We start from the raw sequence: 13,988 nt of genomic DNA, 5'->3' as shown, positions 1-13,988 counted from the left end.
CCTCCTCAGGACGCGGCGATAAAGTCGGAAAACTGCAAGCCGCCCGCCCTGCCTGCGCCTTTCGGATTCCAGGCGGACAGGATGCCCTCGATCCGCCCCAAGTAGGGCCGGGCGATGTCCAGCACGAATTCGTGGTCCAGGGATTCGGCCTCGACCACGCCCTCGTCCGGGTGCTCCACCAGCCAGGCCACGGCGGCCAGCAGGGGGGCCGCCACCTGCAAGGTGGTGGCGTTGTTGCACGGGGCCAGGTGGCGCGCCTCTTCCAGCGCCAGGGTGGAGCCGTACCAGTAGGCCCCGCCGTCGAAGACGAACAGGGCGCCCAGCTCGTCGCCGCCGTCGCTCAGGTCGTTGCGCAGCAGGAACTTGTAACCGAGTTCGGCAAAGCCGGAAGCGGCCCAGTCCTCCAGGGAGGCTTCCGCCGCCGGGCAGGGCCGGTAGGCGTAATACACCGTGGGCCGGTAGGCCGGGGCTTCCGCGCCGTCCGCGACGGTCAGCAGGTCGGCGATGGACAGGGATTCATGGTGGGTCAGCAGGTAGGCGCTCTGCTCCCCGGCCGATGGCACCCAGGAGCGGACTCGGGTCCGCACGCCCGGCTCGAGCAGGTACAGGCTGCGCCCGCCGCTGCCGAGCGGGGTCGCGCCGGCCGGCAGGGCGCCTTCGTGGCTGCCCCAGCCCAGTTCGGCCCGCTGGAAGGCCTCGGCCATCAGCCCGTCGGCCGACCAGGTGTTGGCGAAGCCGCCCGGGGGCAACGGCGGACCGCCGTGCTGGGTGTCACGCTCGGCGATCTGGACGACCCGGACGCCCAGGTCCCGGGCCATCTCGGCATGGTTGCCGGCCGACGCCGCAAACGCCACGCCGCGCAGCCCGGCGAGCCGTTCGAGCCCCGCCTTGACGAAATGGCTGATGAGCCCGGGATTGGCGCCGTGGGCCACCACGGCGGTGGGCCGGCCCGGGCCGCGGCGGGCGAGGACCTGCTCCCGCAGCCACCAGTTGGTGGTGTGCTCCACGGGCAGGGCCGGATCGGTGTAGCCCCCCACCCAAGGCTCGATGCAGGTGTCCAGATAGCGCACGCCGTGGTCCTGGCACCAGTCGATCAGACTCAGGGAGGCGACATCGACCGAGACGTTGATGAGAATCCCGCCCCGGGGCAGGAGCCGCCCCAGGACCTCCCGGTGGTTTTCCGGAGTGAGGGGCTGGACCGTGAAGGCCACGTTGAACAGGGTGGCGACATCCATCCCCCGTTCGTCGGCGGTGACGATGCGGATCTGCCTGGGCGACAGGTCAAAATGGCGGAACAGCAGCGGCAGCAGCGCCTGGCCGACGCTGCCGAAGCCGACGAACAGGATCGTTCCCGCATAGCTGCCGCTGAACGCATGAAGCGCTTGATTGGTTTGTGTCGTCACGTTGGAATCCGGGCAGGTTCTCCCTGCCTTCTCGCCCCCTAGATATGACATTGTAACAATCCGGGAGCATTCCGCCGGCGGCGCGTGCAACAAAAAAGGCAGGGCGGGAAAAATCCCGCCCTGCCTTTTTGCTTGTTCCTGCTTGTTCCCGATGTGCGGTGCGCCATGCACACCGCGCGCCCGGGATCAGTAGGTGAAGAAGCCCTTGCCGGTCTTGCGGCCCAGGTAGCCGGCTTCGACCATTTCCACCAGCAGAGGAGCCGGACGGTACTTCGGGTCCTTGGTGCCTTCGAACAGCACCTGCATCACCGCCAGTTCCACGTCCAGGCCGATCATGTCGCACAGGGCCAGGGGGCCGATGGGATGGTTGCAGCCGAGCTTCATCGCTTCGTCGATGGCGGCGGCTTCGGCCAGGCCTTCGCCCAGGGCGAAGATGGCTTCGTTGATCATCGGGCAGAGCAAGCGGTTGACCACGAAGCCCGGGCTGTTCTTGACCTGCACCGGGGTCTTGCCCACGGCCTTGGAGATGGCTTCCACGGTGGCGTAGGTGGCGTCCGAGGTCTGCAGGCCGCGGATCACTTCGACCAGGGCCATCATCGGCACCGGGTTGAAGAAGTGCATGCCGATCACCCGGTCGGCGCGGCCGGTGGCGGCGGCGAGCTTGGTGATGGAGATGGAGGAAGTGTTGGAAGCCAGGATGGCGTCCGCCTTCATCAGGCCGTCGAGCTGCTTGAAGATCTTGGTCTTCAGTTCCAGGTTCTCGGTGGCGGCCTCGATCACCAGGTCGGCGACGGCCAGGGCCTGAGTGTCGGTGGCGGTGGAAATCTTGGCCAGGGCGGCGGCCTTCTGCGCCTCGGTCATCTTTTCCTTCTTGATCAGCCGGTCCAGGCTGCCGGAAATGGTGGCCACGGCGCGGTCAAGGGCGGGCTGGGCGATATCGGTGAGGATCACCTCGAAGCCGGCCACGGCGAAGGCCTGGGCGATGCCGTTACCCATGGTGCCGGCGCCGACGACGCCGATTTTTTGCTGGGACATCCCTACTCTCCTTGTAGTCAGTGGTGCAGCGGAGTGCGTGGTTCCATACGCAGACGTATGGGAGCGCTGCATCATACCGCCGTCGGGACTCCCCGCCAACCTGCCCTACCCCCCACCGCCGTGCGTGCAATTGCCACATTTCCCGTCTAGGCTGGATCGTTATACGTTCGTCATTGCAGCGCGCCAATTCCCCCCAACCCCGCTCGGAAGACCGCCATGGAAAATCTCGACAGTTACCGCCAACTGATCATGACCTACGCCACCGACATCGGCATCAAGGTCATCGGCGCCATCCTCTTCTGGGTCGTCGGCCGCTGGCTGATCGGCCTGGCGGAACGCCTGCTGCAACAGGCCATGGCCCGGCAGAAGGTCGATCCGACCCTGGTGCGCTACGTCGGCAGCTTCGTTGCGGTCACCCTGAACATCATTCTGATCGTCGCCATCCTCGGCTATTTCGGGGTCCAGACCACCACCTTCGCCGCCTTGGTGGCCGGCATCGGCGTGGCCATCGGCGCCGCCTGGGGCGGGCTGCTCGGCAACCTGGCGGCGGGCATCTTTCTCGTCGTGCTGCGACCCTTCAAGGTCGGCGACTTCATCAGTGCCGGCGGCGTCACCGGCAGGGTCAAGGAAATCGGCCTGTTCGCCACCACCATCAACACCCCGGATAACGTGATGACCCTGGTGGGCAACGGCCGGATCTTCGGCAACACCATCCAGAACTTCACCGCCAACCCCTACCGCCGGGTCGACCTCAAGTGCCAGCTGGCCGGCAGCGCCGACCACGCGGCGGCCATGGTGCTGCTGCGGGAAAAACTGCTGGCGGTGGACAACGTGCTGGCCGACCCGCCGCCGGAAGTGGAAATCCTCGACTTCAACCTGGTCGGGCCGGTGCTGGCGGTGCGCCCCTACTGCCACAACGACAATTACTGGCAGGTCTATTTCGACGGCAACCGGGCGATCCGCGAAGCCCTCACCGCCGCCGGCTTCCCCGCCCCCATGCCGGCCCAGGTGGTGGTAATGCAGCAGCCGGCCCCCTGATGCCTTAACCCGGCAGCCGCCGGCCCTGCCCATCCCGTCATCGGCAGGGCCGCCACCGCCCGACGGCCTCGTACAATGGCAAGGTTTTGTCGTAACGAGGATGTGACATGGCCGAATCAGTCGGCGCGGTAGTCATCGGGGCCGGCGTGGTCGGCCTGGCCTGTGCCCGGGCCCTGGCCCAGCGCGGCATCGAAACGGTGGTGGTCGAGGCCCATACGGCCATCGGCCAGGAAACCTCCAGCCGCAACAGCGAAGTCATCCACGCCGGGCTCTACTACCCGGCCGGCTCCCTCAAGGCCCGCCTGTGCGTCGCCGGCCGGCAACTGCTCTACCGCTTCTGCGCCGACTACGGCGTGGCACACCAGCGCAGCGGCAAGCTGATCGTGGCCACCAGCGCCGCCCAGGTGGGAGAACTGGAAGCCATCGGCGCCAAGGCCGAGGCCAACGGCGTCACCGACCTGCGCCAACTCACCGCCGCCGAGGTCCAAGCCCTGGAACCGGCGCTGCACTGCCACGGCGCCCTGCTCTCCCCCTCCACCGGCATCATCGACAGCCACGGCCTGATGCTGGCCCTGCTCGGCGACGCCGAACGCCACGGCGCCAGCCTGGCCCTGGGCAGCCCGGTGATCGAGGGCCGTGTCGGCACCGACGGCCTACGTCTCACCGTGGGCCAGGGCGGCGACGCCATGGAACTGGCCCCGCGCCTGGTCATCAACGCCGCCGGCCTGTACGCGCCCCGGGTCGCCTCCCGCCTCGCCGGCTATGGCGCCGAGCACCTGCCCCCGGTGCATTTCGCCAAGGGCAACTACTACAGCCTGTCGGGCCGGGCGCCTTTCTCCCGGCTGATCTATCCGGTGCCCGAACCCGGCGGCCTGGGGGTGCACCTGACCCTGGACCTGGGCGACCAGGCCCGCTTCGGCCCGGACGTGGAATGGCTGCCCGACCAAGGCGTGGCGGCCGATCCGGCCACTTTCGACTACCGGGTCGATCCAGCCCGGGCCGAGCGCTTCTACGGCGAGGTGCGCCGCTACTGGCCGGACCTGCCCGACCACGCCCTGGCCCCAGCCTATTCCGGCGTGCGCCCCAAGATCAGCGGCCCGGGCCAGCCCGCCGCCGACTTCTGCCTGCAAGGGCCGGAAACCCACGGCATCCCCGGACTGCTCCACCTCTACGGCATCGAATCGCCTGGCCTCACCTCCTGCCTGGCCCTGGCCGAACTGGCCTGTGAACGGCTGGGGCTGGAGCAGGGCATGGCCCCGGCCGGAGCCACGCAATGAGCGGCACGATGCAGAATCCAGCAAGCACCCCGGCACCCCATGGCCCCCGGGCAGATGCCCCGCCGCGCCGGGTCGTGCTCGACACCAACGCGGTGCTCGACCTCTTCTATTACCGCCCCCGGGCCCTGGCCCAGAACAAGCCGCCCCGGGGGCCGTCCATCGCCCCCCTGGCCGAAGCCATCGACAGCGGAGCCCTGCGCCCCTGCGCCGACGCCACCACCCTGGACGAGTTGGCCCGGGTGCTCGCCTACCCCGAATTCGCCCTGGCCGCCGACGAGCAAGCCGAATTCCACGCCGCCTATGCCGCCCGGGTGGAGCTGATCGCCCCGGCCGATCCGGATACCGCCAGCGGCCTGCCCCGCTGCCGCGACAAGGATGACCAGAAGTTCGTCGAACTGGCCGCCCGGGCCAGCGCCCTGTGGCTGGTCAGCCGGGACAAGGAAGTGCTGCGCCTCAACCGCCGCCGCCTCAATCCCCTGCCCTACCGGGTGCTCCTGCCGGAAGAACTGGCTGCCTTGCTGGCGGGCGAGCACTTGGCGGATCAAACCACGCTGCTTGCGACGCCGAATCCGTAAATCCAGCCACACATCGGCCCCAAACCGGCCCTCAATCAAGCCCTAGATTCAGCCTCATGACCCGCACCAAGCCCGACAAACTCGCCTCCCACGGCACCCCGCAACAGCCCCAAGGCCCCTGCCCCTGCGGCACCGGCCGCCCCTACGCCGCCTGCTGCGCCCCCTACCACGCCGAACCCTTCGCCGAGGCGCCCCCCGCCCCCACCGCCGAAGCCCTGATGCGCTCCCGCTACAGCGCTTACGTTCTGGGCCTGGAACCCTACCTGCTCGCCACCTGGCACCCCACCACCCGCCCCGCCGCCCTGGGCCTGGCCGACGAGCCCCCGGCCCAATGGCTGGGGCTGGAGGTCAAGCGTCATAGCCCCGATGGCGATAAAGCCGAAGTGGCTTTCGTCGCCCGCTACAAGGTGGGGGGACGGGCGCACCGGCTGGTGGAGACGAGCCGGTTCGTGCGGGAGGATGGGCGGTGGTTTTATGTAATCGAAGTTACAACCCAACCCTTCTAAAAAAATTCCATTGTTGTATTATTTGAGGAATTACCCACCCTAAAATCCCAGGAAAGAACCGTCATGCGCCAACTCACAATCATTGGGGGTGCCGGCCTCAATATGGCAATTTCACAGTCTTGTCATTTTGCGGATGAATTGCTTAACTTCACCTACCAAAAAATTAGCACCAACGTATACTCACGAATTAACTCAGAAATAAAAAACTTGTTTAGCCCCGAGTCTTTTGACTACATTTTGGGCGGCTTGCTTACAATTAACCTCGCCATTGAAAAAACAAAAGAAGACCTCAAACGTTTCCAAGTGAACGAGGATGCCTTTTCAGATTTATTCCAACAGTCAGCACTCCAAGATTCAATTGCTGACGCACTGGACCAGATTGAAAGACAGCTAACAATATCTCTCAGCCAAATGCTTGAGGTTGTAAACCACTTCAACCCATGCATTGACGGCATAATTAAAAAATACGAGTCAATTAATTATTTTACAACAAATTTTGATGCCATATTCGACCACATTTTATATGGACAGGGCTATTCCCGCAGGGACTACATAACAGATTTTTGGCGAGGCAACGGTTCACTCAACACCGACGCGGCGGCCAAAATAAAAATACACCACCTACATGGCGACCTACGATACAAACCTTTCAAAAAAACCAACTACAACAATCCTCCCTACCGTTGGCCCGTCTTGGTTGTAGGCGACCAAGAAGTAAAGATGGGGTTAATTGCAGGCCATGAGTCGTTACGCTTTTACAACAACCGACTTCGAGCCATTTCAGAAAAAAGAGACAGCATTCAAAAGAACACCCTGGCAATTATTGGATTTGGTTTTAGGCAAGAAGATGAACATATTATTTCAAAAATAAAAAACGGGATAAAAGATAAAATCTTTGACGAGGTTTTTCTTTACAACCCAACAAACACCCTCTTAAATGACGGCATTTGCTCAACACACACATGGATACAACCTAAAGATGAAAACCTTTCAACCTTCCTGGAAAGGCTTTAGGAATTTTATTGAATAGCACCATAACCTCCCCCCATGCTCCTCATCGCCGCCTTAACCCTCAAAAAAGCCGTCACCCTGTTCGCCCTGGTCGGGCCGGTGACGATGATTCCGGTGTTCCTGGCCTCCGCCGAGGGGCTGGACGCTCCGGGCAAGGTGCGCTTTGCCCGGACCATCGGGGTGAGCGTGACGGTGGCGCTGCTGGTGGCCACCTTTCTCGGCATGCCGCTGCTGGGGCTGCTCGGGGTGTCCTTGGGGGCGATGCAGGTGGGGGGCGGGATCATCGTGCTGCTGCTGGCGATCGCCATGGTGTTGGGCAAGGAAACCAGCTTCAAGGGCTCGCCCCCGGCGGCGGACGGGGCGCCGGCGGTGCCTCGCGGCAAGGCGTCGATCATTCCCCTGGCGGTGCCCTTGCTGGCCGGGCCAGCGGCGTTCAGCTACGTGATGGCCAACAGCGCCTGGCACAGCTACGTGGACCTGATCCACGTGATCCTGCCCATCGTCATGGTGGGCTTGTCGTGCTGGGTGAGCTTTCACCTGGCCTGTCGGGCCGAGCGGCAAATCCGCCAGGCGACCCTGGACCTGGTGGCCCGGGTGGGCGGCTTCATCCTCGCCACCATGGCGGTGGAGATGATGGCCACCGGGCTGCGCAGCCTGTTCCCGGTGCTGATTCCCGGTTAGGCCAGGCGCTTTATTTGCGCAGTTTGCCGCTGCCGTGGGCAACCTCCACTCAGTGGAATTGCGGCTGACCTGAATCGCGCGCTGCATATCCCCTCCCCGCTTCCCCGCGCCAGTGGCCGATCTCCAGGCAGGAATCGCGCAACGCCAATAGGGGCGCGGGGTTCCAGATAGACATCGCCAAGCGCCTTTATCCACGCGCCTTTCCGTGGCATGCATAAAAAAACCGCCGGACAGGAGGTTTGATTCCCATCCGGCGGCAAGGGCGGCACCGTCCCGGCAGCGGAGGCGGTGCCGGCAGGTCAATGGCGGGCGCCGGCCAAGGGCTCGCCTCGCCCTTACTTCGCCGCCCTACTTCGCGGCTGTAGCCATGGGGCCGGCGGTCGCGCCAGCCGGGGTCGCGGCGGAAGGCGCCGAACCGGTCGCCGCCGCGGCTTGGCCCGCAGCCGGGGCCGCCGGATCGCTCGCTCCGGCCGCCGGCGCCGGGGCCTCGCCCCAGCTCCCGCCCAGCGCCCGGATCAACCCCACGGTGGCCCGGGCGCGCTCCCCGTCCAGACTGACGGCGACGCGCTGCTGTTGCAGCACGCTACGGTCGGCGTCGATCACGCTGAGGTAGCTCACCGAGCCTTCCCGGTACTGGATGTGGGAGAGCCGGGCGGCGCGGCGCGAGGCGCTCACCGCTTCGTCCTGGGCCTGGTTCTGGGCATCGAGCAGGCGCAGGCCGGCCAGGTTGTCTTCCACCTCCTTGAAGGCTTTGAGCACCGCCTGGCGGTAGTTGGCCACCTCTTCCTCGTGCTTGGCGTTGGCGAAATCCACCCCGGCGCGGCGGGCGCCGCCGTCCAGCAGCGGCAGGCTGAGCGCCGTGCCCACCAGGGGGCCGAGCAGGAAGCTGCGGCTGCTCCACTTGAACAGGTCGCCCAGGTCGGCGGATTCGTAGCCGAAGGCGCCGGTCAGGTTGAGGCGGGGGAAGTAGGCGGCCCGGGCCGCGCCGATGCGGGCGTTGGCGGCGGCCATGGCGTATTCGGCGGCGGCGATGTCCGGGCGTCGCTCCAAAAGTGCCGAGGGCAGGCCGGCGGGGATGCGCACGGTCAGGCGCGCCAGGGGCTGGGGCGGCAGTGAAAAGGCGGCAGGCGCCTGCCCCAGCAGAATCGCCAGGGCGTGCTCGGCCACGGCGCGCTGGCGTGCCACGCCGAGGGCTTCGGACTGGGCCGCCGCCAGCTCGGTTCTCGCCCGGGCCAGGTCCAGCTCGCTGATGTCGCCTTCGTCGAAACGGCGCTGAAAGAGGCGCAGGGTCTGGCCGCGCAGTTCCACCGTTTCGCGGTAGAGGGCGGCCGTGGCGTCCAGCTCGCGGACGAGAAAGTAGGCCTGGGCCACGTCCGCCTGCAAGGCCAGCAGCACCGATTGGAACAGGGCCCGCTGTTGCAGGGCGTCGGCCCCGGCGGCATCCGCCCCGGAGCGCACCCGGCCGAACAGGTCGGCCTCGTAGGCCACGGTGCCCTGGGCGCGCCATAGGGTGGTGGGCGTGGTGTCTGCATCCGCCGCCAGCCCTTGGGACGCGGGGGACGGGCGCTGGCGCGTCGGCCCGAAGCCGACACCGACCTGGGGGAACAGGCCGGAGCGGGCGTTCTGCTCCAGGGCCCGGGCCTGGGCGAGGCGGGCAGCGGCCGCCTTCAGGTCCTGGTTGGCGGCCAGGGCCTGGTTCTCCAGGGCGTTGAGGGTGTCGTCGGCGAAGATCGTCCACCAGTCGCCCCGGGGCTGAGCCTCGGCGGGCTGGGCGGGCTTCCATTGGCTATCGCCGGCGGCGGCCTCCTTGAAGGCCGCCGGGGTGTCGAGCAGGGGGCGCTCATAGGTCGGGGCCAGGGAGCAGCCGGCCAGGACCAGCAGGCTGGCGAGCAGCAGCGGCAGCCCCCGGGAGGAGTTGAAACGTTGGGTCATGATGAAGGGTCCTGTTCCGTTCAGTGGCTCGCGTCGTGGGCCGCCTGGGGCACATGGGCCGAGTGGGCGGTGAGCGGCGCTTCGTGGGGCGCGGCGGAATGAAGCTTGTGGCGCTTATCCAGGGTGCGCAGCAGCACGTAGAAGGCCGGGGTGAGGAAGAGGCCGAAGAAGGTGACGCCGAGCATGCCGAAGAACACGGCCACGCCCATGGCATGGCGCATCTCGGAACCGGCGCCGCTGGAGGTAACCAGGGGCACCACGCCCATGACGAAGGCGATGGAGGTCATCAGGATCGGGCGCAGGCGCAGCCGGCTGGCGTCGATGGCGGCCCGGATCGGCGTACTGCCCTGCATCTCCAGCTCCCGGGCGAACTCGACGATGAGGATGGCGTTCTTGCAGGCCAGCCCCACCAGCACCATCAAGCCGATTTGAGTAAAGATGTTGTTGTCGCCGCCGGTGAGCCAGACACCGGTGAGGGCCGCCAGGATGCTCATGGGCACGATCATGATCACCGCCAGGGGCAGGGTCAGGCTCTCGTACTGGGCGGCCAGCACCAGGAACACCAGCAGCAGGCTAATGGGAAAGACCCAGATGCCGGCGTTGCCCGCCAGAATCTTCTGGTAGGTCAGGTCGGTCCATTCGAACTTGACGCCCCGGGGTAGGGTTTCCGCCGCCACCCGCTCCGCCGCCGCCTCGGCCTGGGCCGAAGAGAAGCCGGGGGCCGGGCCGCCGTTGATGTCGGCGGCGGTGAAACCGTTGTAGCGCACCACCATTTCCGGGCCGAAGCCGGGCTTGACCTTGACCAGGGACGACAGGGGCACCATCTCCCCGTCCCGGTTGCGGGTCTTGAGTTGCAGGATGTCCTCGGGCCGGGCACGGAACGGCGCATCGGCCTGGGCCCGCACCTGGTAGACGCGGCCGAAGCGGTTGAAGTCGTTCACGTACAGCGAGCCCAGGTAGATCTGCATGGTGTCGAACACGTCGGTGACGGAGACGCCCTGCTGCTTGGCCTTGACCCGGTCCAGGTCCACGTCCAGCTGCGGCACGTTGATCTGGTAGCTGGAGAACATGGGACCCAGCTCCGGCGCCTTGGCCGCTCCTGCCATGAAGGCCTTGGCCGCCTTGTCCAGCTCGGCATAGCCCAGGGCGCCCCGGTCCTCGATCTGCAGCTTGAAGCCGCCCAGGGTGCCCAGGCCCATCACCGGCGGCGGCGGAAAGACCGCCACGAAGGCCTCTTGCAGGGCGCTGTACTTCTGGTTGAGGGCCCCGGCGATGGCATCCGCCGACAAGTTCTTGCCGCGCCGCTCGTCGAAGGGCTTGAGGGTGGCGAAGACGATGCCGGCGCTGGAGCTGTTGGTGAAGCCGTTGATGGACAGGCCAGGGAAGGCAATGGCGCTCTGCACCCCGGGCTGGGCCAGGGCGATCTCGCCCATCTGGCGGATCACCGCCTCGGTGCGGTCCAGGGAGGCGCCGTTGGGCAACTGGGCGAAGCCGATCAGGTACTGCTTGTCCTGGGCCGGCACGAAGCCTCCGGGCACCAGATAGGAAATACCCACGGTGAGGCCCAGCAGTACCGCATAGACGCCCATGGCCGAGGCCTTGCGCGAAATGACACCGGTGACGCCCCGGCCGTACTTGTCCGACGCCCGGCCGAAGAAACGGTTGAAGGCGGCAAAGAAGCGGCCCAGGTAGCGGTTCATCTGCCGCGTCAGCCAGTCCGGCTCGCTGCCGTGGCCCTTGAGCAGCATGGCCGCCAGGGCGGGCGACAGGGTCAGGGAGTTGAACGCCGAGATCACCGTGGAAATGGCGATGGTCATGGCGAACTGCTTGTAGAACTGGCCGGTGAGGCCGGTCATGAAGGCCAGGGGCACGAACACCGCCACCAGGGTCAGGGCGATGGCGATGATGGGGCCAGAGACCTCGCGCATGGCCCGGTAGGTGGCCTCCCGAGGCGTCAGCCCGGCCTCGATGTTGCGCTCCACGTTCTCCACCACGACGATGGCGTCATCGACGACGATGCCGATGGCCAGGACCATGCCGAACAGGGACAGGGCGTTGATCGAATAGCCGAAGCCAAGCATCAGAGAGAAGGTGCCGACGATGGACACCGGCACCGCCAGCAGCGGAATGATCGAGGCGCGCCAGGTCTGCAAAAAGACGATCACCACCAGCACCACCAGGGCGATGGCTTCCAGCAGGGTGTGCACCACCGCCTTGATGCTGGCCCGGACGAACTGGGTGGGGTCGTACTCGATGCGGTATTCCACCGAGGCGGGGAAGTCCTTGGCCAGGTCGGCCATGGCCTCGCGCACCTGGGACGACACATCCAGGGCGTTGGCGCCGGGGGACTGCATGATGCCCATGCCGATGGCCGGCTTGTTGTTGAGCAGGGAGCGCAGGCCGTATTCCGCCGCGTCCAGCTGCACCCGGGCCACGTCGGCCAGGCGGGTGACGCCGCCGTCGGGGGCGGTCTTGAGCACGATGTCGCGGAACTCTTCCTCCGTCTGCAAGCGGCCCTGGGCGTTCACCGAGAATTGCAGGGGCACGTCGCCCACCGTGGGCGAAGCGCCGATCACCCCGGCGGCCACCTGCACGTTCTGCTCGCGGATGGCGCGCACCACCTCGCTGGCGGTCAGCCCGCGCTGGGCCACCTTCTGGGGATCGAGCCAGACCCGCATGGCGTAGTTGCCGGCGCCCCAGATCGAGACCTCCCCCACCCCGTTGAGCCGGGCCAGGCGGTCCTTGATGTTGAGCACCGCGTAGTTGCGCAGGTAGGTGGCGTCGTAGCGGTCGTCCGGCGAGATGAGGTGCACCACCAGGGTCAGGGTCGGCGAGCTTTTCACCGTGGTCACGCCGAGGCGTTGCACGTCCTCGGGCAGCCGCGGCAGGGCCTGGGAGACCCGGTTCTGCACCAGTTGCTGGGCCTTGTCCGGGTCAATGCCAAGCTTGAAGTACACGGTCACCGTCAGGTTGCCGTCGCTGTTGGCCTGGGACTGCATGTACAGCATGTTTTCCACGCCGTTGATGGATTCCTCCAGGGGCGCAGCGACGGTCTCGGCGATCACCTTGGGGTTGGCGCCCGGGTACTGGGCGCGCACCACCACCGAGGGCGGCACCACTTCCGGGTATTCGGAAATGGGCAGCTGGAACACCGCCAGCACCCCGGCCAGCAGGATCAGGACCGACAGCACGCCGGCGAAGATGGGCCGGTCGATGAAGAATTTGGATATGTTCATGGCACTCCCCCCGCAAGGGATCAGGTGTTGTTCTCGCCGGCCGCCGGGGCGACGGCCTGGGCCGTTTTGGCGGCGGCATCGGCCTTGGCGCCGGTTCCCGCCTTGTCGCCGCCCATGGCCACCGCCTGGGGCGTCACCGCATCACCGGGGCGCACCCGCTGCAAGCCGTTGACCACGATGCGCTCCCCCTGCTTGAGGCCGGCTTCCACCACCCGCAGGCCGTCCTGGACGGCGCCGAGGCGCACTTGCCGGTAGGCGGTGCGGTTGCCCTCGCCCACCACCAGTACGAAACGCTTGTCCTGGTCGGTGCCCACCGCCTTTTCGTCGATCAGCAGGGCCTCCCGGGGCTGGCCGCCGCCCAGGCGCACCCGGGCATAGAGGCCGGGCAGCAGGCGGCCGTCGGCGTTGTCGAACAGGGCGCGCACCCGGATCGTTCCCGAGGTGGTGTCAAGCCGGTTGTCCACCGAGGCGATACGCCCCGGACGCCCATAGCCGTCTTCGTCCGCCAGGCCGAGGAACACCGGCAGGGCGCTGCCGGCGGCGCCCCGGGCGGCGGCCACGTACTTGAGGTAGCTCTGCTCGTCCACGTCGAAGGCGGCGTACATCTGGTTGGCCGACATCAGGGTGGTAAGGGGTGCGTTGGCCGTGCCCGGGGCCACCACGTTGCCCACGGTCACCTCGGCCCGGGACATGCGCCCGGCGATCGGCGCGGTGATGCGGGTGTATTCGAGGTTGAGCTCGGCCACCTTGAGGGCCGCCTTGGCCGCTTGCAGGTTGGCCCGGGCCTCCCGGTCGGCGTTCTGCTTTTCTTCGAAGTCGCGCCGGGCGATGGCGTTGTCGGCCAGCAACCGCTCGCCCCGGGCCACGTCGGCGCCGGTATAGGCCACCCTGGCCTCGGCGGCGGCGAGCTGGGCCTGGCTCCGGGCCACTTCGGCGGCGTAGGGGCGCGGGTCGATGGTGAACAGCACGTCGCCCTTCTTGACCAGGCTGCCGTCCTTGAAATGGACGGCGGTGACGGTGCCGGACACCTGGGGGCGGACCTCGACCCGGTCCACCGCTTCCAGGCGGCCGGAATAGGCTTGCCAGTCGGTGACCGAACGTTTGGCCACCTCGGCCACGTCCACCGCCGGCGGCGGCGGGGCCGAGGCAGCCACCGCCGTGCCGGGGTGGGCGTAGAACAAGGCCAGGCCGCCCAGGGCGGCGGTGCCGGTAAGGGCGGCGGCCACCGCCAGGCGGGTGGCGGTGAGGGAGAAGCGTCGGGTCATGGCAGGCTCCATACGAAAATTCAGGGATT

11 protein-coding genes are annotated in these 13,988 nt (G+C 66.9%); 6 read left to right on the top strand and 5 right to left on the bottom strand.

What is annotated here, in order from left to right; all coding sequences use genetic code 11:
- Positions 1–5: 5 nt before the first annotated feature.
- Both LWW89_RS14205 and LWW89_RS14200 read right to left on the bottom strand, forming a co-directional pair.
- Entirely contained in the window at positions 6–1,403 is a 1,398-nt protein-coding gene (locus LWW89_RS14205) for a saccharopine dehydrogenase NADP-binding domain-containing protein (RefSeq protein ID WP_293265282.1), read from the bottom strand.
- Between the two features lie 186 nt (positions 1,404–1,589).
- Positions 1,590–2,438: a 3-hydroxybutyryl-CoA dehydrogenase gene (locus LWW89_RS14200; RefSeq protein WP_293265280.1), complete on the bottom strand. Its 849-nt coding sequence runs from the start codon at positions 2,436–2,438 to the stop codon at positions 1,590–1,592.
- A gap of 216 nt (positions 2,439–2,654) precedes the next feature.
- Here LWW89_RS14200 and LWW89_RS14195 point away from each other — a divergent pair, with 216 nt between their 5' ends.
- The 6 genes from LWW89_RS14195 to LWW89_RS14170 all read left to right on the top strand — a co-directional run bounded on the left by LWW89_RS14195 (position 2,655) and on the right by LWW89_RS14170 (position 7,526).
- Positions 2,655–3,476 carry a mechanosensitive ion channel family protein gene (locus tag LWW89_RS14195; RefSeq protein WP_293265248.1) on the top strand — a complete coding sequence of 274 codons (822 nt, stop codon included), beginning with the start codon at positions 2,655–2,657 and terminating at the stop codon, positions 3,474–3,476.
- Positions 3,477–3,583: 107 nt separating this feature from the next.
- Positions 3,584–4,753: an NAD(P)/FAD-dependent oxidoreductase gene (locus tag LWW89_RS14190; RefSeq protein WP_293265246.1), complete on the top strand. Its 1,170-nt coding sequence runs from the start codon at positions 3,584–3,586 to the stop codon at positions 4,751–4,753.
- Positions 4,750–5,328, top strand: a complete 579-nt coding sequence (locus LWW89_RS14185; protein WP_293265244.1) for a PIN domain-containing protein — start codon at positions 4,750–4,752, stop codon at positions 5,326–5,328. The genes LWW89_RS14190 and LWW89_RS14185 overlap by 4 nt, the downstream gene beginning before the upstream one ends.
- 56 nt (positions 5,329–5,384) lie before the next feature.
- Entirely contained in the window at positions 5,385–5,834 is a 450-nt protein-coding gene (locus LWW89_RS14180; protein ID WP_293265242.1) for a YchJ family metal-binding protein, read from the top strand.
- A gap of 63 nt (positions 5,835–5,897) precedes the next feature.
- A complete protein-coding gene (locus LWW89_RS14175; protein WP_293265240.1) occupies positions 5,898–6,848 on the top strand; it encodes an SIR2 family protein in 951 nt (316 codons plus the stop codon).
- A 33-nt stretch (positions 6,849–6,881) separates the two neighbouring features.
- Positions 6,882–7,526, top strand: coding sequence for a MarC family protein (locus LWW89_RS14170; protein WP_293265238.1), 645 nt, complete (start codon positions 6,882–6,884; stop codon positions 7,524–7,526).
- Between the two features lie 348 nt (positions 7,527–7,874).
- Here the strand turns inward: LWW89_RS14170 and LWW89_RS14165 are convergent, their stop codons facing one another.
- Genes LWW89_RS14165 through LWW89_RS14155 form a run of 3 tightly spaced genes read right to left on the bottom strand, consistent with a single transcriptional unit; the run spans position 7,875 to position 13,959 of the window.
- Positions 7,875–9,458 carry an efflux transporter outer membrane subunit gene (locus LWW89_RS14165; RefSeq protein ID WP_293265236.1) on the bottom strand — a complete coding sequence of 528 codons (1,584 nt, stop codon included), beginning with the start codon at positions 9,456–9,458 and terminating at the stop codon, positions 7,875–7,877.
- A 20-nt stretch (positions 9,459–9,478) separates the two neighbouring features.
- Positions 9,479–12,694, bottom strand: a complete 3,216-nt coding sequence (locus LWW89_RS14160; protein WP_293265234.1) for a multidrug efflux RND transporter permease subunit — start codon at positions 12,692–12,694, stop codon at positions 9,479–9,481.
- A gap of 20 nt (positions 12,695–12,714) precedes the next feature.
- Complete coding sequence (locus tag LWW89_RS14155) at positions 12,715–13,959, bottom strand: efflux RND transporter periplasmic adaptor subunit (RefSeq protein ID WP_293265233.1); 1,245 nt, start codon at positions 13,957–13,959, stop codon at positions 12,715–12,717.
- Between the last annotated feature and the right edge of the window lie 29 nt (positions 13,960–13,988).

Source organism: Oryzomicrobium sp., from assembly GCF_021287045.1.
Classification (GTDB): Bacteria; Pseudomonadota; Gammaproteobacteria; order Burkholderiales; family Rhodocyclaceae; genus Oryzomicrobium.
Note: the sequence above shows the minus strand (reverse complement) of the source record. Positions and strands in the feature narration are given on the sequence as shown.

Coding starts and splice junctions, on each gene's coding strand:
- LWW89_RS14170 (WP_293265238.1), top strand. CDS start 6,882: ATGCTCCTCATCGCCGCCTTAACCCTCAAAAAAGCCGTCACCCTGTTC.
- LWW89_RS14180 (WP_293265242.1), top strand. CDS start 5,385: ATGACCCGCACCAAGCCCGACAAACTCGCCTCCCACGGCACCCCGCAA.
- LWW89_RS14190 (WP_293265246.1), top strand. CDS start 3,584: ATGGCCGAATCAGTCGGCGCGGTAGTCATCGGGGCCGGCGTGGTCGGC.
- LWW89_RS14165 (WP_293265236.1), bottom strand. CDS start 9,458: ATGACCCAACGTTTCAACTCCTCCCGGGGGCTGCCGCTGCTGCTCGCC.
- LWW89_RS14175 (WP_293265240.1), top strand. CDS start 5,898: ATGCGCCAACTCACAATCATTGGGGGTGCCGGCCTCAATATGGCAATT.
- LWW89_RS14185 (WP_293265244.1), top strand. CDS start 4,750: ATGAGCGGCACGATGCAGAATCCAGCAAGCACCCCGGCACCCCATGGC.
- LWW89_RS14155 (WP_293265233.1), bottom strand. CDS start 13,959: ATGACCCGACGCTTCTCCCTCACCGCCACCCGCCTGGCGGTGGCCGCC.
- LWW89_RS14200 (WP_293265280.1), bottom strand. CDS start 2,438: ATGTCCCAGCAAAAAATCGGCGTCGTCGGCGCCGGCACCATGGGTAAC.
- LWW89_RS14160 (WP_293265234.1), bottom strand. CDS start 12,694: ATGAACATATCCAAATTCTTCATCGACCGGCCCATCTTCGCCGGCGTG.
- LWW89_RS14195 (WP_293265248.1), top strand. CDS start 2,655: ATGGAAAATCTCGACAGTTACCGCCAACTGATCATGACCTACGCCACC.